Genomic DNA, 23,084 nt, shown 5'->3' with positions numbered 1-23,084 from the left:
AGAAGACGAACTAATCTTATGCTTTATCGAGAGGTGTGAACGGCGTCTCGCTGACTAATTATTTCCCGGTGCCATCCGTTCTCATGGGTGAAAGGCCAGTTAACAAACCGGCCAAGGATCAGCGCCTGGAGGAGGACAAAATGGGTTTTTATCGTGTGAGCGGGAGTGGTCTGAAATGAACACGCCGGCTCGATTACGCCTGTTTTGCCTGCCTTACTCCGGCGCCAGCGCCATGGTCTACAGCCGCTGGCGGCGGGCGCTGCCGGAGTGGTTGCAGGTGCGGCCGCTGGAGTTGCCGGGGCGCGGCATGCGCATGGACGAGCCGTTGCAGCGCGATATCAAAAACCTGGCCGGGCAACTGGCTGATGAGATCCGCGCCGAGCTGGACGGCCCCTACGCCTTGTTCGGCCACAGCCTCGGCGGCCTGCTGGCCTTCGAACTGGCCCATGCCCTGCGCGAACGGGGCGCGCCGCCGCCATTGGCGCTGTTTGCCTCGGGTACCGCCGGCCCGGCCTGTCGCGATGTCAGCGAATACGCCATCGAGAAAAACGACGAACAACTGATCGCCCGCCTGCGAGAACTCAAGGGCACGGGCGAAGACGTGCTGGCCAACGCCGAACTGATGCAGTTGATGCTGCCGATCCTGCGGGCCGACTTCCTGCTGTGCGGCAGTTTCGAATACGGCGAGCGTGAGCCGCTGAGCCTGCCCATCCATGTATTCGGCGGCAAGCAGGACACGGTGCGCGCCGATCAACTGCTGGACTGGCAGCAAGACACCGCCAGCGGTTTCTCCCTCGACATGTTCGACGGTCACCACTTCTTCCTGGTGCAGCACGAGAGTTCCGTACTGCGCTGTGTGCGGCGTTACGCCGACGAACACCTGGCCCGCTGGCGCAATGACGTCGCGCGGCAGATGGCTCGGGCAACCGGCTGAACAAGCCCCCCCGGCCACACATTCCCCGATTTCCCAGTAAGCCGATTTCAGGCAGGAACCCCATGATGGACGCCTTCGAACTTCCCCGCACCCTGGTTCAGTCCCTTCAACGCCGCGCCGCGCAAACCCCGGATCGACTGGCGTTGCGCTTCCTTGCCGAGACGGCCGAACAGAGCGTTGTCCTCAGTTACCGCGACCTCGACCTGCGCGCCCGCACCATTGCCGCCGCCTTGCAGGCCGACGCCGGGCTGGGCGATCGTGCGGTGCTGCTGTTCCCCAGCGGGCCGGATTACGTCGCGGCGTTCTTTGGTTGTCTGTACGCCGGGGTCATCGCGGTGCCGGCCTACCCGCCGGAGTCCGCCCGCCGTCATCATCAGGAGCGGCTGCTGTCGATCATTGCAGATGCCGAGCCGCGGTTGCTGCTGACCACGTCCAGCCTCGGTGATTCGCTGGCGCAACTCGAAGGCGCGCCGCAGTTGCTGTGCGTTGACAGCCTCCATGCCGAAATCGCGGGCAATTGGGTCGCGCCCAACTTGCAGGACGATGACATCGCCTTCCTGCAATACACCTCCGGCTCCACTGCGTTGCCCAAGGGCGTGCAAGTGACCCACGGCAACCTGGTGGCCAACGAATTGCTGATCCGTCACGGCTTCGGCATCGACCTGAACCCCGACGATGTGATCGTCAGTTGGTTGCCGCTTTACCACGACATGGGCCTGATCGGCGGGCTGCTGCAGCCGATCTTCAGCGGTGTGCCGTGCGTATTGATGTCGCCGGCGTACTTCCTTGGCCGGCCATTGCGCTGGCTCGAAGCGATCAGCGAATACGGCGGCACCATCAGCGGCGGGCCGGACTTCGCCTATCGCTTGTGCAGCGAGCGAGTCAGCGAATCGGCATTGGATCGCCTGGACCTGAGCAAATGGCGCGTCGCGTATTCCGGCTCCGAGCCGATCCGCCTCGACACCCTCGAACGCTTCGCCGAGAAGTTCGCCGCCTGCGGTTTTACCCCGAACAATTTCTTCGCCTCCTACGGCTTGGCGGAGGCCACCTTGTTCGTTGCCGGCGGCACCCGTGGCCACGGCATCCCGGCCCTGCGCCTGGACGAGCAGGCCCTGGCCGCCAATCGCGCCGAGCCCGGGCAGGGCGCGGCGATCATGAGTTGCGGCACCAGCCAGCCCGAGCACGCGGTGCTGATTGCCGACCCCGCCACCCTGGCGACGCTCCCCGACAATGCCGTCGGTGAAATCTGGGCCACCGGCCCGAGCATCGCCCACGGCTACTGGCGCAACCCTGAAGCCACCGCCAAGACTTTCGTCCAGCACGAAGGCCGTACCTGGCTGCGGACCGGCGACCTCGGGTTTATTCGCGAAGGTGAAGTGTTCATCACCGGCCGGCTGAAAGACCTGCTGATCGTGCGGGGCCACAACCTGTATCCCCAGGACATCGAGCAAGCCATCGAGCGCGAAGTGGAAGTGGTGCGCAAGGGCCGGGTCGCCGCGTTCGCGGTGAATGACCAGGGCCTGGAAGGCATTGGCATCGCCGCCGAAATCAGCCGCAGCGTGCAGAAAATCCTGCCGCCGGAAGCACTGATCAAGGCGATTCGCCAGGCGGTGGCCGAAGCCTGCCAGGAAGCGCCGAGCGTGGTGGTGCTGCTCAACCCCGGTGGCTTGCCGAAAACGTCCAGCGGCAAGGTGCAGCGCTCGGCCTGCCGCACACGCCTGGCGGACGGCAGCCTCGACAGTTATGCGCAGTTCCCCGGCGTGCAGGCGCCGGTCGGCGATGCTGTCCTGCAATCCGAACTGCAAAACCAGATTGCCGCGATCTGGTGCGAGCAATTGCAGGTGACGCAGGTCGCCGCCGACGATCACTTCTTCCTGCTGGGGGGCAACTCCATCAGCGCCACCCAGGTCGTCGCCCGGCTGCGGGAAACCCTCGGCTTGGAACTGAACCTGCGCCTGTTGTTCGAAGCGCCCACCCTGGCCGCCTTCGCCACCAGCGTCGGGCAATTGCAGCAGGACGGCGGCGTGGCCCAAGGCGCAATCCATGGGTTGTCGCGACAGGAAGACCTGCCGCAATCCCTCGCGCAAAACCGCTTGTGGATCACCTGGCAACTCGACCCGCACAGCAGCGCCTACACCATTCCCGGCGCCTTGCGGTTGCGCGGCGAGCTGGATGAAGACGCGGTGCGCTCAAGCTTCCAGCAATTGATCCAGCGCCACGAAGCCCTGCGCACGCGCTTCTTCGAGCGCGATGGCCAAGCCTTACAGCGGGTCGACGCCAAGGCTGATTTCGACCTGCAAGTCATCGACCTCAGCGATTTGCCTGCCGCCGAGCGGGAAGCCCGCGCCAAGCAGATTCGTGAAGACGAAGCCCGCACCCAGTTCGACCTGGAGAAAGGCCCGCTGCTGTGGGTAACGCTGGTACGCCTGGATGACGAAGACCACCAACTGCTGGTGACCCTGCACCACATCATCGCGGACGGCTGGTCGCTGAACGTGTTGATCGACGAATTCTCGCGACTGTACGCCGCTGCGTCCCAGGGCCAACCCCTGGAGCTGCCAGCGCTGGCCCTGCAATACGCCGACTACGGAAGTTGGCAGCGCCAGTGGCTGGCCGAAGGCGAGGGCCAGCGGCAACTGGCTTACTGGAAACAACAACTGGGCGACGAGCACCCAACCCTGAGCCTGGCCACCGATCACCCGCGTTCGGCGCAGCACCTGCGCAGTGCCTCGCGTCACAGTGTGCGTGTGAGCGTGAGCCTCGGCGAAGCCATTCGCAAGACTGCCCAAAGCCACGAATCCACGCCGTTCATGCTGTTGCTCGCGGCGTTCCAGAGCCTGCTCTATCGCTACAGCGGCCAGCGCGATATCCGCATCGGCGTGCCCAACGCCAACCGTCCGCGCCAGGAAACCCAAGGCCTGATCGGGTTCTTTATCAACACCCTCGTACTGCGCGCCGAACTGGATGCGCGCCTGCCCTTCGCCGAGTTGCTGACGGCAACCCGCACCGCAGCGCTGGGCGCCCAGGCCCATCAGGACCTGCCTTTCGAACAACTGCTGGAAGCCTTCCCCCAAGCTCGGGAACAAGGCCTGTTCCAGGTGATGTTCAACCACCAGCAACGTGACCTCGGCGCCCTGCGCCGCTTGCCGGGCCTGCTTGCCGACGAGCTGGCATGGCACAGCCGCGAAGCCAAGTTCGACCTGCAACTGCACACTGAAGAAGACCGCAACGGGCGCCTGAGCCTGTCCTTCGACTACGCCGATGAGCTGTTCGACGCCGCCACCATCGAGCGCCTGGCCGGGCACTTCATCAACCTGCTGCAAGCCATCTGCGAACAGCCGCAACAGGCCATCGGCGACCTGAAGCTGTTGCACGCCGACGAGCAGCGCCAACAACAGCAGTGGAGCGCTGCGCCGTGCACACCGGCGCAGCGCTGGCTGCCGGAACAACTCAACCAACACGTCTCGGAACGCAGCGCAGTGGTGTGGCAGGACGGCAGCCTGACCTTCGCGCAATTGCACACCCAGGCCAACCGCCTGGCCCATTACCTGCGGGACAAGGGCGTCGGCCCGGACGTGTGCGTGGCCATCGCCGCCGAGCGTTCGCCGCAACTGCTGATCGGCCTGCTGGCAATCATCAAGGCCGGCGGCGCCTATGTGCCGCTGGACCCGGATTATCCCGCCGAACGCCTGGCCTACATGCTCAAGGACAGCGGCGTGCAACTGCTGCTGACCCAGACTTCACTGCTGGAACAACTGCCCACGGCGCAAGGCGTGTGCGTCATCGCCATGGACAGCCTCAAGCTCGACAGTTGGCCGACCCACGCGCCGGGTTTGCACCTCAATGGCGACAACCTCGCCTATGTGATCTACACCTCCGGCTCCACCGGCCAGCCCAAGGGCGTGGGCAACACCCATGCCGCGCTGGCCGAGCGCTTGCAGTGGATGCAAGCCACCTACCAATTGGATGAAACCGATGTGCTGATGCAAAAGGCGCCCATCAGTTTCGACGTGTCGGTGTGGGAGTGTTTCTGGCCGCTGATCACCGGTTGCCGCCTGGTGCTGGCCGGCCCCGGCGAGCATCGCGATCCCCATCGCATCGCGCAGTTGGTGCAGGAGCACGGCGTGACCACGCTGCACTTTGTGCCGCCGCTGTTGCAGCTGTTTGTCGACGAACCGTTGGCTGCCGAATGCACCAGCCTGCGTCGCCTGTTCTCCGGCGGTGAAGCGCTGCCCGCCGAGTTGCGCAACCGGGTGCTGGCGCAGTTGCCGGCGGTGCAGTTGCACAATCGGTATGGCCCCACCGAAACCGCGATCAACGTGACGCACTGGCATTGCCAGGCCGAGGACGGCGAGCGTTCGCCGATTGGCCGGCCGCTGGGCAATGTGATTTGCCGGGTGCTGGATGATCAGTTCAAGCCGCTGCCGGCGGGTGTGCCGGGTGAGTTGTGCATCGGCGGCATCGGCCTGGCCCGGGGTTACCTCGGGCGTGCGGGGCTGACCGCCGAACGCTTTGTCGCCGACCCGTTGGGTGAGGCGGGCGCACGCCTGTATCGCACCGGTGACCGCGTGCGCTGGAGCACCGATGGGGTACTGGAATACCTCGGGCGCCTGGATCAGCAGGTCAAACTGCGTGGCTTCCGTGTCGAGCCTGAAGAAATCGAAGCCCGCCTGCTGGCTCTCGACGGCATCGCCCAAGCGGTGGTGCTGGTGCGGGAAACCGCAGCCGGTGCGCAGTTGATCGGTTACTACACCGCCAGCGAACCGTTGGATGAACAAGACGTAAAAACCGCCCTGGCCGCCGAGCTGCCGGAGTACATGGTCCCGGCGCAATTGATGCGCCTGGACGCGATGCCCCTGAGCCCAAGCGGCAAACTGGATCGCCGCGCCTTGCCGGAACCGGTGTGGCAGGTACGTGAGCACGTCGAACCTGAAACAGCGCTGGAACAGCAAATCGCCGCGATCTGGCGTGAAGTCCTGGCGCTGCCACGCATCGGCCTGCGGGACGACTTCTTCGCCCTTGGCGGCCATTCGTTGCTGGCGACGCAAATCATCTCCCGCACCCGCCAGGCCTGTGACGTCGAACTGCCGTTACGCACGCTGTTCGACGCCAGCGAGCTGGGGGCTTTCGCCGAGCAGGTCCGGCTGATCCAGGCCTCCGGGCAACGTAACCAACAGTTGGCCATCGGCAAGGTCGACCGCAGCCAGCCGGTGCCACTGTCCTATTCCCAGCAGCGCATGTGGTTCCTCTGGCAGATGGAGCCCGACAGCCCGGCGTATAACGTCGGTGGCATGGCGCGCTTTCGCGGGGTGCTGGACGTGGGCCGTTTCGAGGCGGCGTTGCAGGCCTTGATCATGCGTCACGAAACCCTGCGCACGACTTTCCCGAGCATCAATGGCGTGGCGCAGCAGAAGGTCGCGGCGCAAACCGGCGTGCGCATGGATTGGCAGGACTTCTCTGCGTTGAATGAGGCCGAGCGCCAACGGCGAGTGCAACAACTGGCCGACCATGAAGCCCACTCGCCTTTCAATCTGGAAACCGGCCCATTGCTGCGCGCCTGCCTGGTCAAGGCCGGCGAGCAGGAACATTACCTGGTGCTGACCCTGCACCATATCGTCACCGAAGGCTGGGCCATGGACATCTTTGCCCGTGAACTCAGCGCGCTGTATGAAGCGTTCATCGACGACCGCGAATCGCCACTGGCGCCACTGCCGGTGCAGTACCTCGACTACAGCGTGTGGCAGCGCCAGTGGCTGGAGTCCGGCGAACGCCAGCGCCAACTGGATTACTGGACCGCGCAACTGGGCACCGAACATCCGCTGCTGGAACTGCCGGCCGACCGGCCGCGTCCGCCGGTGCAAAGTCACCAGGGCGAGCTGTACCGTTTCGATTTGAGCGATGACCTCGCCGCCCGCGTGCGTGCCTTCAACGCCGAGCGTGGCCTGACCCTGTTCATGACCATGACCGCCACCCTCGCGGTATTGCTCTACCGCTACAGCGGCCAGACCGACCTGCGCATCGGTGCACCGGTGGCCAACCGGATTCGCCCGGAAAGCGAAGGGCTGATTGGCGCATTTCTCAACACCCAGGTGCTGCGTTGCCAGCTCAACGGGCAGATGAGTGTCGGCGAACTGTTTGACCAGGTTCGCCACACCGTGATCGAAGGCCAGTCCCATCAGGACCTGCCGTTCGACCACCTGGTGGAAGCCCTGCAACCAACCCGCAGCGCGGCGTACAACCCGCTGTTCCAGGTGATGTGCAACGTGCAGCGCTGGGAATTCCAGCAGAGCCGCACCCTGGCCGGGATGACCGTCGAATACCTGGCCAACGACGCCCGCGCCACCAAGTTCGACCTCAACCTGGAAGTCACTGACCTCGATCATCGCCTGGGTTGCTGCCTGACCTACAGCACCGACCTGTTCGACGAGCCGCGTATTGCGCGCATGGCGGCGCATTGGCAAAACCTGCTGGAAGCCTTGCTTGCCGATCCGCAACAGCGCCTGAGTGAGTTGCCGTTGCTGGAGGCTGGCGAACAGCGCGCCCTGCAAGACAGCCTTGGCATTGAGGCTGGCGAGCATCGCCTCGACCAGTGCATCCATCACCTGTTCAGCGAGCAGGCCCTGGCCCGTGCCGATGCACCGGCGTTGACCTTTGCCGGGCAGACCCTGAGCTACAGCGAACTCGACAGCCGCGCCAATCGCCTGGCCTGGATGCTCCGCGAGCGCGGCGTGGGCCCGCAGGTGCGGGTCGGCCTGGCGTTGCCGCGTTCGCTGGAGATGGTGGTTGGCCTGCTGGCAATCCTCAAGGCCGGCGGCGCCTATGTGCCGCTGGACCCGGAATACCCGCTGGACCGCCTGCACTACATGATCGAAGACAGTGGCATCGGCCTGTTGCTCAGCGATGCTGCGATGTTCGACGCATTGGGCGAACTGCCTGAGAGTGTCGGCCGCTGGTGCCTGGAAGATGACCTGCCGACCCTGGCGGACTACCCGGCAAGCGAGTTGCCTTTCATCAGCCTGCCGCAACATCAGGCCTACTTGATCTACACCTCCGGTTCCACCGGCAAGCCCAAGGGCGTGGTGGTGTCCCACGGCGAAATCGCCATGCATTGCCAGGCGGTGATCGAGCGCTTCGGCATGCGCCCGGATGACTGCGAGCTGCACTTCTATTCCATCAACTTTGACGCTGCCACCGAGCGTCTGCTGGTGCCGTTGCTCAGTGGTGCCCAGGTTGTGTTGCGGGCCCAGGGCCAGTGGGACGCGGAAGAAATCTGCGGGCTGATTCGTCGGCACCGCATCAATATCCTGGGCTTCACCCCAAGCTATGGCAGCCAGTTGGCGCAATGGCTGGCCACGCAAGACCAGACCCTGGCGGTGCGCATGTGCATCACCGGCGGTGAGGCCCTGACCGGCGAACACTTGCAGCGCATTCGCGCGGCATTCAAGCCGGCGTTGTTTTTCAACGCCTATGGCCCGACTGAAACCGTGGTGATGCCGTTGGCCAGCCTGGCCCCGGAAGCCCTGGAAGAGGGCGCCGGCAGCGTGCCGATCGGCAGCATCATCGGCGCGCGTGTGGCCTACATTCTGGATGCGGATCTGGCGCTGGTGCCGCAAGGCGCGACGGGTGAGTTGTACGTCGGCGGTGCCGGCCTGGCCCAGGGGTATCACCAGCGTCCGGGGATGACGGCGGAGCGGTTTGTCGCGGATCCGTTTGCCACGAACGGCGGTCGCCTGTATCGCACCGGTGACCTGGTGCGCCAGCGTGCCGATGGCCTGGTGGAATACCTCGGTCGTATCGACCATCAAGTGAAGATTCGCGGTTTCCGCATCGAGCTGGGAGAAATTGAAACCCGCCTGCTGGAACACGAGGCGGTGCGTGAAGCAGTGGTGTTGGCGCTGGACTCACCGAGCGGCAAGCAGTTGGTGGCCTATCTGGTCAGCGACCAGGAGCAGGGCGCGCTGCGTGAATCCCTCAAGGCGCATCTGAAAGCGCAGCTGCCGGACTACATGGTGCCCGCGCACCTGATCGTTCTCGACAGCATGCCGCTGACCGCCAACGGCAAACTCGACCGCCGCGCCTTGCCGCAGCCGGACCCCGAGGCGAATCGTCAACAGTACGTGGCGCCGCGCAACGAGCTGGAGCAAACCCTGGCGGCCATCTGGTGCGCGGTACTGAACGTGCAACAGGTAGGCCTTGACGACAACTTCTTCGAGTTGGGCGGCGACTCGATCCTGTCGATCCAGGTGGTCAGCCGGGCCCGGCAGGCAGGGATTCATTTCAGCCCGCGTGATTTGTTCCAGCACCAGACCGTGCAAACCCTGGCCGCCGTGGCGACCCGCAGCGAGCAGGTCAGCGCCGATCAAGGCGTGTTGACCGGCGCGTCCGGGCTGACGCCGATCCAGCACTGGTTCTTCGACACCGACATCCCGGAGCGCCAACACTGGAACCAGGCATTGCTGCTGGAGCCGGTTCAGGCCCTGGAACCTCATCGCCTGGAGCAAGCGTTGCTGGCGGTGCTGGAACATCACGACGCCCTGCGCCTGAGCTTCACCCAGCGCGACGCCCAATGGCACGCCGAACACTTGGCTGTGCCGGAAGGCGGCCTGCTGTTGCAAGCCCAGGTGGCGGACATGGAGCAGTGCGCCGCGCTGTTCACCGACACCCAGCGCAGCCTCAACCTCGCCCATGGCCCGTTGTTGCGCGCGTTACTGGTGGACGGCCCGCAAGGCCAGCGCCGGCTGCTGATCGCGATCCATCACCTGGTGGTGGACGGCGTTTCCTGGCGGGTATTGCTCGAAGATTTGCAAACCGTGTATCGCCAGTTGAGCGACGGCCAGCCGGTCAACCTGCCGGCCAAGACCAGCGCCTTGCGCGACTGGGCGGCGCGGTTGCAGGCGTATGCCGGCAGCGAATCCCTGCGTGAGGAGCTGCACGTGTGGCAGCAACAGTTGGCCGGCCCTGCCGTTGAATTGCCGGTGGATCGCCCACAGGGTTCGCTGCGCAATCGCGACGCCGATACCGTCAGCGTGCGCCTGGATGCCGAGCGCACCCGCCAGTTGTTGCAGCAGGCGCCAAGTGCCTACCGCACCCAGGTCAACGATTTGCTGCTGACCGCCCTGGCCCGTGTGCTGTGCCGTTGGAGTGGCCATGAATCCGCATTGATCCAGCTGGAAGGCCACGGCCGCGAACCGCTATTCGACGAGATCGACCTGACCCGCAGCGTCGGCTGGTTCACCAGCGCCTACCCGCTGCGCCTGACCCCGCTGCATATCGAAGAGGCCGCCGGGCAGGGCGCCTCGATCAAGGCGATCAAGGAGCAACTGCGCGGCGTGCCCCACAAAGGGTTGGGTTATGGCGTGCTGCGCTACCTGGCCGACGACCTGTGCCGCCAGACCATGGCCGCGTTGCCGACCGCCAGTATCACCTTCAACTACCTCGGCCAGTTCGACCAGAGCTTTGGCGCCGACGCACTGTTCCACCCGCTGGACGAGTCCGCCGGGATCGCCCACGACCCGGACGCGCCGTTGCCCAACGCGCTGAGTGTCGACAGCCAGGTGTACGGCGGTGAGCTGGTGCTGCGCTGGACCTTCAGCCGCGAGCGTCACCACAGCCAGACCATCGCTGAACTGGCGGACGCTTACCTGGCGGAACTGCAAAGCCTGATCGAACATTGCCTCAAGGCAGACGCGGGCGGCCTTACGCCGTCGGACTTCCCGCTGGCGCACCTGACCCAGGGGCAACTCGATGCGCTGCCGGTGCCGGCCAATGCCATCGAAGACGTGTACCCGCTGACCCCGATGCAGGAAGGCTTGCTGCTGCACACCCTGCTGGAACCGGGCACCGGCCTCTACTACATGCAGGACCGCTACCGCATCAACAGCGCCCTGGACCCCGAGCGTTTCGCCCAGGCCTGGCAGGCGGTGATCGCCCGTCATGAAGCCTTGCGCGCCTCGTTCTGCTGGAACGTCGGCGAAGACATGTTGCAGGTTATCCACAAGCCCGGCAGCACGCCGATCGAGTACCTCGACTGGAGCCAGGAGCCGGAAAGCGAGCAGGAACCGCGCCTGCAAGCGTTGCTGAAAAGCGAGCGTGAAGCCGGTTTCGATCTGCTTAACCAGGCGCCCTTCCACCTGCGGCTGATCCGCGTAGGCGAAGCCCGCTACTGGTTCATGATGAGCAACCACCACATCCTGATCGATGCGTGGTGCCGCTCGCTGCTGATGAACGATTTCTTCGACATCTACATGGCCCTCGGCGAAGGTCGCGAAGCGCAACTGGCGACGCCACCGCGTTACCGCGATTACATCGCCTGGCTGCAACGCCAGAACCTCGCCGAGGCGCGCCAGTGGTGGCAGCAGAACCTGCAAGGGTTCGAACGCACCACACCGATTCCGAGCGACCGGCCGTTCCTGCGCGAGCATGCCGGCCACAGCGGCGGCATGGTGGTAGGCGACTGCTACACCCGCCTGGATGTGCGCGACGGCGCGCAATTGCGCGAGCTGGCCCAGGCTCATCAATTGACGGTGAACACCTTCGCCCAGGCGGCATGGGCCCTGGTGCTGCGGCGCTTGAGTGGCGATCGCGACGTGCTGTTCGGCGTCACCGTGGCCGGGCGCCCGGTAGAAATGCCCGAGATGCAGCGCACTGTCGGGCTGTTTATCAACAGTATCGCCTTGCGGGTCAAGCTGCCGGAGGACGATCAGCAGTGCAGCGTGCGCCAATGGTTGAGCGGCCTGCTCGACAGCAATATGCAACTGCGCGAGTACGAGTACCTGCCGCTGGTGACCATCCAGGAGCACAGCGAACTGCCGAAAGGCCAGCCGCTGTTCGACAGCCTGTTCGTGTTCGAGAACGCCCCGGTGGAAGTCTCGGTACTGGACCGTGCGCAAAGCCTGAATGCCACCTCGGATTCCGGTCGCACCCACACCAACTTCCCGCTGACGGCCGTGTGCTACCCGGGCGATGACCTGGGCTTGCACCTGTCCTACGACCAGCGTTATTTCGATGAAACCACCGTGCAAGGCATGCTCGCTGAATTCAAGCGGCTGCTGCTGGCGCTGGTGCAGGGCTTCCATGGCGACATGGCCGACTTGCCGCTGATTGGCGAGCAGGAGCGTGAGTTCCTGGTGGACGGCTGCAACCAGAGCGAGCATGAATATCCGCTGGAGCGCAGTTACATCGAGCTGTTCGAAGCCCAGGTGGCAGAGCATCCACAGCGGATTGCCGCCAGTTGCCTGGATCAGCAATGGACCTACTCTGAGCTGAACCGGCGCAGTAACCGCCTGGGTCATGCGCTGATTGCCGCGGGTGTCGGGCTGGACCAACCGGTGGCGTTGCTGGCTGAACGTAATCTGGATTTGCTGGGCATGATCATCGGCAGCTTCAAGGCCGGCGCGGGTTACTTGCCGCTGGATCCGGGGCTGCCGACCCAGCGCTTGAGCCGGATCATCGACCTCAGTCGTACGCCGTTGCTGGTGTGCACCGAGGCTTGTCGGGAACAGGCGGATCTGTTGCTGGAAGAGTTTGCCTGTGGCTCGCGACCGAGGCTGCTGGTGTGGGAGGAGCTGGTGGGTTCAGAGCAGAACCCGGGCATCTACAGTGCGCCGGATAACCTGGCCTACGTGATCTACACCTCGGGCTCCACTGGCCTGCCCAAGGGCGTGATGGTCGAACAGCGCGGCATGCTCAATAACCAGTTGAGCAAGGTGCCGTATCTGCAACTGACTGAGCACGATGTGATCGCCCAGACCGCCTCGCAAAGTTTCGATATCTCGGTGTGGCAGTTCCTCGCGGCGCCGCTGTTCGGGGCGCGGGTGGACATTGTGCCGAATACCATTGCCCATGATCCGCAAGGCTTGCTCGCTCACGTCCAGGCCCAGGGCATTACCGTGCTGGAAAGCGTGCCGTCACTGATCCAGGGCATGCTCGCCCAGGACCGCATGAGCCTGGATGGCTTGCGCTGGATGCTGCCGACGGGTGAAGCGATGCCGCCGGAACTGGCGCACCAGTGGTTGCTGCGTTATCCGCAGATTGGCCTGGTCAACGCGTATGGCCCGGCGGAATGTTCGGACGACGTGGCGTTCTTCCGCGTCGACCTGGCGTCGACCCGTGGCACTTATCTGCCGATTGGTACGCCGACCGACAATAACCGGTTGTACCTGCTGGACGGTGCGCTGGAACTGGTGCCCCAAGGCGCCGTCGGCGAGTTGTGCGTGGCCGGGACCGGCGTGGGTCGTGGTTATGTCAGCGATCCGCTGCGCACGGCGCAAGCGTTTGTGCCGAATCCATTGGGTGCGGACCGGTTGTATCGAACAGGGGATTTGGCCCGCCGTCGCAGCGACGGTGTGTTGGAGTACGTCGGGCGCATCGACCATCAGGTGAAGATTCGCGGTTACCGGATCGAGCTGGGTGAAATCGAAGCGCGCCTGCATGAGCAGCCTGAAGTGCGGGATGCGGCGGTGGGCGTGCAGGAGGGCGTCAACGGCAAGCATCTGGTGGGCTACCTGGTGGCGGCGGATGCGCAGCTCAACCCGGGTGAGCGCCTCGATCGCATCAAGCAACGCCTGCGGGCCGAGCTGCCGGAATACATGGTGCCGTTGCATTGGTTGTGGCTCGACCGGTTGCCGCTGAACGCCAACGGCAAGCTGGACCGCAAGGCCTTGCCGGCACTGGAGATCGGCCAGTTGCACAGCCAGGAATATCTGGCGCCGCGCAATGAGCTGGAGCAGACGCTGGCCGGGATCTGGGCCGAGGTGCTCAAGGTCGAGCGCGTCGGCGTGCAGGACAACTTCTTCGAACTGGGCGGGCATTCGTTGCTGGCCACGCAGATAGCTTCGCGGGTGCAGAAGACGCTGCAGCGGGATGTGCCGTTGCGGGCGATGTTCGAGTGCAGCACGGTGGAGGCGTTGGCGGGGTATATCGACGGGCTGGCGGCGAATGAGATCAGCGCCGAGAAGGTGGATCGGTTGAGTGATTTGATGGCGGAGCTGGAGGGTTTTTAACTCGGAGCGCAACGCGCCACTCGTCGGGTGGCGCGGTTTTTAAGGTTCGAACTGTGAATTCTGACAGTAGGCAAGGGGGGCATTTCGGCGTGTGATGGGCAACACCATCACTCGTTGAAATGGAGTTCTATCATGCCCAAGTCATCACCGTTGACCCTTGACCTGCCCAAGCCACAGTTGGTCGAAGCCGAGGGAGAGCCCCGGGTTGACCCGCTCCAGTTGCTGGAGGGGGCTACTGTCCGGGTGTTCTACGAAGGGATGCTCAGCACCGACAGTATTGCGTTGCGCTGGGAGTCGACACCGGGGGAATACGCGCCGATTGCCTCCCTGGATGGCGTCGAAGCAGGCTCGGTCGAGTTCCACGTACCCCCGTATTACGTAGGGCTGCGCATTGATAACTTCGCGCTGTTTTCCTATGTCGTTACCCGCGATGGCGAGGAACATCCTTCCCCCGTTGCCGACGTGTTCATCAAGTTGCCGTCCAATTTGCCGCAACTGCAGATCTTTCAAGCCTCAGGCGGTGTTCTGGACCTGTCCTTTTTGTGCGGTGAAGACCCGGTTCTGCATGTCGACGCCTGGCCGTTCATCGACCCGGTTCAAGTGGCTCAGGTCTATATCGGGGGGATTTACCCTGATGGGTCCAAGGCCAGTCTCTACCCTTATGAAGATGCACCGGTAACAGATGAGGACGTGCGCCACGGCTGGACCCGAAAGTTGTCCCGTGCCGAGCTGGCCACGCTCAAGCATGACAGTGAGCTTTATATTGCGTTCTACGTTGAGTTTTTGCCGCGTGCGGATTCCAGGCCGGTGTATCGGCTGATTTCTGGTTTGGTGTTGACGTTGCTCATCGAGCCTCATTTGGATCTCGTAGCGCCCACGGTGGTGGAAGCCACGCAAATCACACCTGAAAATTTCGTATTGAATCCGGTCAATACCCAGGACGGTGCGACCATCCGGGTCAGCTATGAGCATATGTGCCCTTGCGACTGGGTTTGCGCCTTCTGGGAAGGGACTGCCGGGGCAGGTACTCCGGTACTCGAGTGCAAGCAGGCCGACAATCGGGACGTTGTTGATTTTAATGTGCCGGCGTCAGCCATCAGCGCCAATTTCAATAAGCAGGTGTCGGTCCGCTACACCGTCCGACGGGAAGGGCAAACCTGGTCGGCGCTGCCGCGACCGGTAAAAATCCTGAATATCTCCGGCCTGCCCAAGCCGCAGGTGGAACAGGCCACGGGCAGTACGCTGGACCTCAATACGTTCCAGGGGGACGCGCAACTGACGGTGGCGGCCTATGCCTACGGCGCCTTGGGGCAGCCCTGCTGGATGTGGGTAACCGGTGAGCGGGAAGATGGCGCGCCTTATCGCTTCGATGTGCTGGACGGCGAGCCGCTCTCCGAGCAATGGCTGCAGGAGGGCGTCAGTACGCTGCTGTCCCGCCGCGATCTGCAAAAGCTGGCCGATTGCAGCCGCTTTGACGTGCATTTTGCGGTGAACTTCGATGGCCGGTCCGACAGGGCCAGCGCCGAGCCGTTTCCTGTGCTGCACCTGGATATTCATCAGGAAGACCTGGTCCTGAAACCCTTGACCATTCGGGAGGCCGTGGGCTCGCAGTTGACGGTATGGAATGGCCGTGATGGCGTGACGGCACGGGTGGAATATGACCACATCAGTGCTCATGACGAGATCAGCGTGTGTTGGACACAATCGGACGGTAGTTGCCTGCCGTTGCCACCCAAGCCGGGTAACACTGATCCGAAGTACGTTGACTTCACCATTCCCCGCGAGGCTGTAATCGCTGGAAGCGGCAAAACAGTGCCCGTCAGTTACAGCGTCGCGAGCGCATGCAAGCACGTCACGTCAGCTGACCTGGAGCTACAGATCAGTGTCCCGCAGCGCTTGCCTGCGCCAGAGGTGCCGCAGGCCACTCAATTGCCCGGTGGCCAGGGGACACTGGACTTGCGCACCTTTACCGGGGATGCCGAGATTACGCTGCAAGCCTGGTGGTTCATCCTGGCGGGGCAAAAGGGCTGGCTGGAATGTACGGGAACCTTGCTCGACGGGTCGTCCCATACCCTCAAGCTGCTGGTCAATGAGCCGATCACGCAAGAGCAGGCAAACCATGGGTTGTCGCACGTTCTGCCTCGTGAGGAACTGGAAAAGTTTCGCCACAGGTCCGTATTGAACATCGTGTTCAAGGTTACGGCGGACGGCAGCTCCCATGTGAGCGAAGCAATTGTGTTCCCTGTGCTGATGTTGCTGTTGCGCAAGCAGTACAGAGACCTGACGGATTTCAACGATCAGACCTTGGGTTTATGGACCGTAGGGTCAGGCGCACCCGATGCCAGGGATATCAGCATTGAATATATGGGGACGGGACCTGACGGCAAGCCCGATTACGCAGTCAGGAATTTCACATACACCAATAACAGTTTCGGCCCGATCCTGCAGCGGCGCTTCTTGGATTTGGAGAGCGGTTTTACTTATCGGTTTTCCGTACGGATTCGACGGTACAGCGTTGCGTTCGCGACGCCCAAGTTATCGTTGCGCAAAGACTCCATTCAACAAACACCGGTGGAAGAGTTGGTTGACCTGAACTGGCACACACTGAGCTTCACCTTTACGCCAACCATCGCTCCCGTGCTGCTGGAAATCTATAGCCATGAAGGCGCTACGAGCGGCAACGATTGGTACATGGATGATTTCCTGGTCGAGGGGATTTAATCCGCGCTGAAAAGACAATGCCCGCTTCGATGCGGGCATTGTCTTTTCAGGCTAGGGCTGATTATTTCGGACCGAGAATCTTCACCAGCTTATCCGGCGACGGCGCTCCTTGCTGTTCGCCCTTGTCATCCAGATAGAAAATCACTCGTGCCACGACGTGCCACTCGTCGTGCGGCGTGGTTTTTGAGGTTGGAACTGTGAATTCTGACAGTAGATTCGGTTTCTTTTTCAGCATTTGATAAGGGCTCGCCAGTCGGACTGGTTTCAGTCCGTCATGAGGCGCTCTTCTCATGGAAAAGGAGTTTAGGTATGCCTGCCAAATCTGCAACCGCCATCGTTCCTGAGGTTACATTGGTTCAAGCTGTGGGACGAAGGCTGGATCCGCTTGATGCGATCGACGGCGCAACGCTTCGAGTTTGTTATGAAGGAATGAGTGAGGATGACCTCATTCGGGTGTTCTGGAAGAGCTTGCCAGGGGAAGAATATGCGCCTGAGCCCCTGCATGGTGTGACAGAGGGGTGTGTGGATTTTCATATCCCGCCCTATTACGTCGGGCTGCGTATCAATCGCTTTGCGCTGTTTCGTTGTGTGGTTACCCATAATGGCGAGGAGTTTTCCAGCAGTGAGAGCGATATTTATGTGACATTGCCGTTCAACGATCTTCCCCATCCTGACGTGCCTCAGGCGGTCGATGGGGTGTTGGACCTTACAGTATTGTGTGGGCAAGACCCGCAGGTGTATGTGACGCCTTGGGTGTTTATTGATCCGATTCAGTTCGTTTGGCTGGACCTCCATGGCACCCTGGCGGACGGGAGCGCCTTTACGCTTCGCCTGGTCAATCACGAGCAGGTGACAGAAGCCGAGGTGCATGAGGGATGGCGCAGAGCTTTACCCTTGGACAAACTGCGGGGGCTTAAACAGGGCAGTCAACTGACCCTGGTATTTATCGTGGCCTTTAACGGTCCGGAGGATGATGCATCCAGACTTTTTCCGAGTACCACATTGACGGTGCTCACTGAACCCCATTTGAATCTCGTGGCACCTACGCTGGTTGAAGCGACGCTGATTTCGCCTGAACACTATGCACTCAATCCGGTCAATGCCCAGGAGGGGGCTACCATCCGGGTCAGTTATGAGCAGATGTGCCCATGCGACTGGGTGTGTGCCTATTGGGAGGGCACGCCCGGGGCGGGTAGCCCGCAGCTGGAATGTAAAAATGCTGGCGATGAGGCGTTTGTGGAATTTCACGTGCCACCCTCGGCTATCAGCGCCAATTTCAATGAACAGGTCACGGTCCATTACACGGTCCAGCGGGAAGGTCAGACGTGGCCATCGCCTGAACGCCATGTGCAAATTCTCAATGTCAGCGAGTTGCCTGCACCGCAGGTTCTCCAGGCCACAGGCCATGTACTGGACCTCAATACCTTCCACGGTGACGCACAAGCCCTGGTGATTCCTTTCCCTTATCGTGCCTTGGGCCAGCCTTGCTGGTTATGGGCCACCGGTGAATTGGACGATGGCACGCCTTACCATTTTGATGTGCTGGAGGGGGAGCCGCTGGCCGAGGAGTGGTTGCACGACGGCGTCAGTGCGGTGCTGTCGCGGCATGAGCTGCAAAAACTGGCGGATTGCAGTGGGTTGAGCGTGCACTTTGCGGTGAACTTCAATGGCCAGGTTGATCTGGCCAGCGCTGAACGGTTCCCGGTGTTGCACTTGGAGCTTGAACAGGAAGCGCTGGTGCTCGACGCACCAAGGGTGCTGGAGGCAGTCGGCCAGGACCTGACGATTTGGAACGGTCGGGACGGTGTGACGGTGCGTGTGGAGTATGCACACATCAGCTCGGGGCAAATGATCAGCCTGGACTGGATTCGGTCGGACGGTACCCGCTTGCCGTTGGCGCCGGAGCCCGGCAACGGCGACCCGGGTTATGTGGATTTCCCAATCCCCCGTGAAGCGGTGATTCAAGGCGCCGGTAAAACGATCCAGATTAACTACACCGTCACCAGTGCCTGCAAGCGGGCACCCTCCAAAACGCTCAATTTGCGCATCAGTGTACCGGTGCGGCTGCCGGTGCCGGTAGTGCCCGAGGCCACGCCACCTGCGACCCAAAGCGGTATTCTGGACCTGCGGACATTCGCGGGAGATGCCCATATTACTGTGGAAAAATGGTGGTTTATCCTGGCGGGGCAGAGAGGTTGGCTACAAGTAGACGGCACAAGGGAAGATGGGAGCGCCTATGTCATCAGGGTGATAATGGCCGAACTGATTACCGAGGGGGATGTTGAGAACGGCCTGAGACGGGTTCTCCTGCGCTCCGAGTTGGAGCAGTTGCGTAACCTTACACCGTTGGTCGTGACATTCGGCTGCACGCCGGATGGCAGTCCCAGCCCGGGTCAGGAGATCGTCTTCCCAGTACTGAGTTTGGTTTTTACCAAGCCTATGAAAGATGTAACTGACTTTAACCCGAACCAGAAAGGCTGGAATAACTGGCAAAGAGGGGCGGGAGCAGCATCTCAGGGTGACCTGGTACTTAAAACCGGGGCAGTGCCGGGAGCTGCGTCGGGGTATTACTTGTTTGATTGGGGGAATACGTACACCAGTAACCCCGTTACACAGCGCGAAAAGCTTTTCAAACTCTACACTCAACTGCAGTCAGGCCGTATTTACAGGTTCAGTGCTTGGATACGTGACAATAGCGGCTCACCTCCAAAGCCTTCTATGGTGTTGGTGGCAAACGGGGCCGATATTACTTCGATCACCTCTCCTGGGTTGTCTTGGCAGTTGCTCCAAGGAACCTTTACTGCCACTTCAACGACAAGGCTCAGCGTTGATAATCGTCAGATGGGGAACCCCGGCAATGACTTCGATGTGACGTTACTGGTGGTGGAGGAGGTTTGATCTGCTTGGAATTGGTCGCTTGAAGGATACAGGCCTCCGGCTTTTGGGAGGCCTTTTCCAACAGTCTGCTTATTTCGGACCGAGAATCTTCACCAGCTTATCCGGCGACGGCGCTCCTTGCTGTTGCTGCAATCCACCCTTGTCATCCAGATAGAAAATTGCCGGCGTGGCCGACAACTCCAGTTCGTCCATCAGCTTCATATTCGAATCAAGCTTGGCCTGGATATCCGCCGGGATCTTCTCCAGCGCCTGCAACTTGCTGCCTTTACCGGCCGACTCATGGGCTTCCAAGGCCTGTTGCGGGTCCTTGGCGGCAAACAGCGCGGCCGACTTGCCCGGGCTGTCTTCACGGATAATCCCCACCATGATGTGCCGCAACTGTACCTTGCCCGACTTCACCCAAGGCCGCGCCTGCTCCCAGAACATATTGCAGTACGGGCAGTTCGGGTCGCTGAACAGGTACACGATGCGCGGCGCGTCCTTGTTGCCGTCCTGGATCCAGTTGCTGTGTTCCATCTTGGCCCAGACTTCCTTGGCCATCGGCGCATACACCAGTTTCTCCAGCGGCGCGGTGCTCAGGTCATTGCCATCGGCGTCGTACAGGTTGCCGGCAATCACGCTTTTGCCATCGGCAGTCAGGTACAGCGCCATGCCACGGTTCTGGTATTGCGCCGCGTAACCTGTGAGGCCGCTGGGCGCATCGAACTTGCCGATGATCTTGGCCCCCTTGGCTTCGATGTTCTTGATCGGCGCCGGCCAGTCTTCGGCGTGGACCAGGCTGGCGGCCAGGGTCAGGGGCAGGAGTGTCAGCAGGTGGCGGAGGCGGAGCATGGCGAATTCCTTGTGGTGGCCGGCAAGGCCGGTTTGGCGGGGGTCGGCTCGAAGCGTTCCATGGCGCGGGCCAGGCTGGCCTGGGACAACTCGCCCAGGTGGCTGTTGATCAGGCGGCCGTCCGGTTGGTAGAACAGGGTCGTCGGCAAGGCCATGGAGCCGACGGCCTGGCCGAGGCGGCCGCTGGCGTCGAACAGCACGTTGTCCAGGTTCAGGCCCTGGGTCGCCAGGTAGGTGGCGACGCTTTGCATGCTTTCGGCCTGGTTGACGAACAGGAAGGTCACGTCCGGGCGCTGGCGCTGGGCACTTTCCAGTACCGGCATTTCGCGTCGGCACGGCGGGCACCAGGTGGCCCACAGGTTGATCACCAGCGGGCCGCCCTTGTAGTCGGCCAGTTGCACGGTTTCGCCATTGGCGTTGCGCAGGGCAATGTCCGGCAGGTGCGTGCCTTTTTCGTAGAGGGTCAGGGACAGGCTGGTCAAGGCCCAGAACGCCAGGCCGGTGATCACACCGGCGCTCAGTGGCTTGCGCAGCAGCGGGCGGCGCCAGCCGTAGATCAGCGCGCCGATGATCAGCACGATCACGCCGGGCCAGGCGAGAAAACCGCCGTCGCGCAGGTCGACGATTTGCAGCGGGTCATTCTGGTAGTACGACCAGTACATCAGCACGAAGCTGATGCGTGCGGCGAGCATGCCCAGCAGAAACAGGGTGAACAGCACCGACTCGGGGTTCTCGCCGCCGCGCTTGGCCACCCGCCAGCCCACCAGGGTGGCGAGGATCAACGCCGTGATCAGCAGCAAGTGATTCAGGGCGATGGCGAAGGTGCCGATGGTCAGTGTCAGCATCAGAGGGCTTCCCGGGCTTGGGTCCAGCGTTGCAGGAAGGCGGCGGCGTCGACTTCGCCGGTGATGCGCTGGGCGCGGCGCTCTTCACCGTCGGGGCCGATCCAGACGAAGCTCGGCGGGCCGGGGACCTTGTAGCGGCCCAGCAGCTCGCGGCTGGCGGCGTTGTCGGCGGTGACGTCGAGGCGCAGCAGGCGCACATCCTTGAGGGCGTCCAGTACCTCGGGTTTGCCGAACACCTGTTTTTCCATGATCTTGCACGACACGCACCAGTCGGCGTAGTAGTCCACCAGTACCCATTGGCCCTGGGCCTTGGCACTGTCGAGCTGGCTTTGCAGCACGGCCGGGTCGTTGATGGTCATGAAGGCTTCGTGGGCGGTGGGAGCGCCAGCTGCCCGCGAGCCGCTGTAGACCTTCAGCGGTTGCCACAGGTCGTCGCTGCCGCCGGCCGCGCCGATCACCAATACGCTGCCCCAGAGGCCCAGCACCAGCGAACCGGCACCGAACAGCATGGCGGTACGCCCGAAATCGTGGGCCAGGCGCCAGCCGCAGTAGGCCATGACCAGCGCCAGCACACCCCACAAGCCGAGCCACAGGGTTTCACCGACCACCGGGCGAATCATCAGCACGGCGGTGGCGAGGAACAGGAAGCCGAAGATGCCCTTGAGGATATTCATCCAGGTGCCAGGCTTGGGCAGGAAGCGGTTACCCACGGTCACCAGCAGCAACAGCGGCACGCCGATGCCGATGCCCATGGCAAACAGGATCAAGCCGCCGTGCAAGGCGTTGCCGCTTTGGGCGATGTACAACAGCGCGCCGGCCAGGGGCGCGGTCATGCACGGGCCCACCAGCAAGCCGGACAAGGCGCCGAGCACGCCGGCACCTACCAGGCTGCCGCCGCTTTGGTTACGGCTGACGTTGTCCAGGCGGTCGCGCAGGAAGGCCGGCAGTTGCAGTTCAAAGAAGCCGAACATCGGCAGGGCGAGAATCACAAACAACGCAGCGAAGCTGCCGAGGATCCACGGGGTTTGCAGCAGGGCGGCGAGGTTGCCGCCGAGCAGCGCAGCCAATACACCGAGCGCGGCATACACCAGCGCCATGCACACCACGTAGCTGGCGGCCAGGGCAAAGCCGCGCCGTGGGCTGGCGCCGCTGCCGACCACAAGGCCGGCGAGGATCGGCAGCATCGGCAAGGAACACGGGGCGAAGGCCAGCAGCAGGCCCAGGCCGAAGAACACCAGCAGGCTCCAGCCCAGGCTGCGTTGTTGCAGGCCGCTGGCCAGGCTTTGGTCCTGGGCCTGGCCGGTGGCGGCGACGGCAGGGTTGCCGCCCAGGTCCACGGTGATCGATTGCGGCGGGTAGCACAGGCCGGCATCGGCGCAGCCTTGCCAGCCGAGCTTGACCTGGCCGGTGGCGCCGGCGGGAATCTTCACTTCCAGGCCCTGGCGATAGACTTGCTGCTCGCCAAAGAACTCGTCGCTGTGGGCTTCGCCCTGGGGCAACGTCGGCTTTTCGGCCAGGCCATCGAATTTCATGCGCTGCTGGTACAGGTAGTAACCGTCGGCAATCTGCCAATACAACTGGGTTTCGCCGGAGGCCAGACGCTCGGAGGTAAAGGTGAAGGCTTTGCCCACCGGGAGGAAGTCGGGTTTGGTCTCGAATGGATTGTTGCCAGGCGCGGCCTGGGTGAATCCAGCAAACAACACCAGCAGGAAGATAAACAGATGCCGCATGATCAAGCCTTAGTTCGAAGCAAGTGGGACACACAATGTGTGGCGTTGATTAACCGATGATTAACCGGGCTATCCTAGAAAGAAGCGATTATCCGGGATTCTTGGCGTTGGCGGCATAATGCAC

Annotated in this window: 7 protein-coding genes and 1 pseudogene; 4 read left to right on the top strand and 4 right to left on the bottom strand. The window is 62.6% G+C overall.

Annotated features, from left to right (window positions below; translation table 11 throughout):
- Window positions 1–175: 175 nt before the first annotated feature.
- The 3 genes from A462_RS27845 (at window position 176) to A462_RS27855 (ending at window position 16,656) form a co-directional block, all read left to right on the top strand.
- Complete coding sequence (locus tag A462_RS27845) at window positions 176–934, top strand: thioesterase II family protein (protein WP_008431679.1); 759 nt, start codon at window positions 176–178, stop codon at window positions 932–934.
- Window positions 935–996: 62 nt separating this feature from the next.
- Complete coding sequence (locus tag A462_RS27850) at window positions 997–13,935, top strand: non-ribosomal peptide synthetase (protein WP_008431678.1); 12,939 nt, start codon at window positions 997–999, stop codon at window positions 13,933–13,935.
- Between the two features lie 132 nt (window positions 13,936–14,067).
- Complete coding sequence (locus tag A462_RS27855; RefSeq protein WP_008431677.1) at window positions 14,068–16,656, top strand: hypothetical protein; 2,589 nt, start codon at window positions 14,068–14,070, stop codon at window positions 16,654–16,656.
- Window positions 16,657–16,717: 61 nt separating this feature from the next.
- Here the strand turns inward: A462_RS27855 and A462_RS34165 are convergent.
- Window positions 16,718–16,798, bottom strand: a pseudogene (locus A462_RS34165) (thiol:disulfide interchange protein DsbG); the annotation flags it as partial.
- A gap of 167 nt (window positions 16,799–16,965) precedes the next feature.
- Here A462_RS34165 and A462_RS27860 point away from each other — a divergent pair.
- On the top strand, window positions 16,966–19,554 hold the full coding sequence (locus A462_RS27860; protein WP_008431676.1) for a hypothetical protein: 2,589 nt from the start codon (window positions 16,966–16,968) through the stop codon (window positions 19,552–19,554).
- Window positions 19,555–19,623: 69 nt separating this feature from the next.
- Here A462_RS27860 and dsbG read toward each other — a convergent pair whose 3' ends face one another.
- Genes dsbG through dsbD form a run of 3 tightly spaced genes read right to left on the bottom strand, consistent with a single transcriptional unit; the run spans window position 19,624 to window position 22,960 of the window.
- Window positions 19,624–20,385 carry a thiol:disulfide interchange protein DsbG gene (dsbG, locus tag A462_RS27865; protein WP_003209017.1) on the bottom strand — a complete coding sequence of 254 codons (762 nt, stop codon included), beginning with the start codon at window positions 20,383–20,385 and terminating at the stop codon, window positions 19,624–19,626.
- Window positions 20,361–21,230 carry a TlpA disulfide reductase family protein gene (locus A462_RS27870; protein WP_008431675.1) on the bottom strand — a complete coding sequence of 290 codons (870 nt, stop codon included), beginning with the start codon at window positions 21,228–21,230 and terminating at the stop codon, window positions 20,361–20,363. Before A462_RS27870 ends, dsbG begins: the two co-directional genes overlap by 25 nt.
- Window positions 21,230–22,960 (bottom strand): protein-disulfide reductase DsbD, encoded by a 1,731-nt coding sequence (gene dsbD, locus A462_RS27875; RefSeq protein WP_008431674.1) that lies wholly within the window; start codon window positions 22,958–22,960, stop codon window positions 21,230–21,232. The genes A462_RS27870 and dsbD overlap by 1 nt, the downstream gene beginning before the upstream one ends.
- Window positions 22,961–23,084: the final 124 nt, after the last annotated feature.

The organism is Pseudomonas sp. Ag1 (genome assembly GCF_000278565.1).
Classification (GTDB): Bacteria; Pseudomonadota; Gammaproteobacteria; order Pseudomonadales; family Pseudomonadaceae; genus Aquipseudomonas.
The sequence above is the reverse complement of the archived record's forward strand: the minus strand, read 5'-3'. Positions and strand labels throughout refer to the sequence as shown.

Excerpts from the sequence above, each read along its gene's own strand:
- A462_RS27845 (WP_008431679.1), top strand. The coding sequence starts at position 176 with ATGAACACGCCGGCTCGATTACGCCTGTTTTGCCTGCCTTACTCCGGC.
- A462_RS27850 (WP_008431678.1), top strand. The coding sequence starts at position 997 with ATGATGGACGCCTTCGAACTTCCCCGCACCCTGGTTCAGTCCCTTCAA.
- A462_RS27855 (WP_008431677.1), top strand. The coding sequence starts at position 14,068 with ATGCCCAAGTCATCACCGTTGACCCTTGACCTGCCCAAGCCACAGTTG.
- A462_RS27860 (WP_008431676.1), top strand. The coding sequence starts at position 16,966 with ATGCCTGCCAAATCTGCAACCGCCATCGTTCCTGAGGTTACATTGGTT.
- dsbG (WP_003209017.1), bottom strand. The coding sequence starts at position 20,385 with ATGCTCCGCCTCCGCCACCTGCTGACACTCCTGCCCCTGACCCTGGCC.
- A462_RS27870 (WP_008431675.1), bottom strand. The coding sequence starts at position 21,230 with ATGCTGACACTGACCATCGGCACCTTCGCCATCGCCCTGAATCACTTG.
- dsbD (WP_008431674.1), bottom strand. The coding sequence starts at position 22,960 with ATGCGGCATCTGTTTATCTTCCTGCTGGTGTTGTTTGCTGGATTCACC.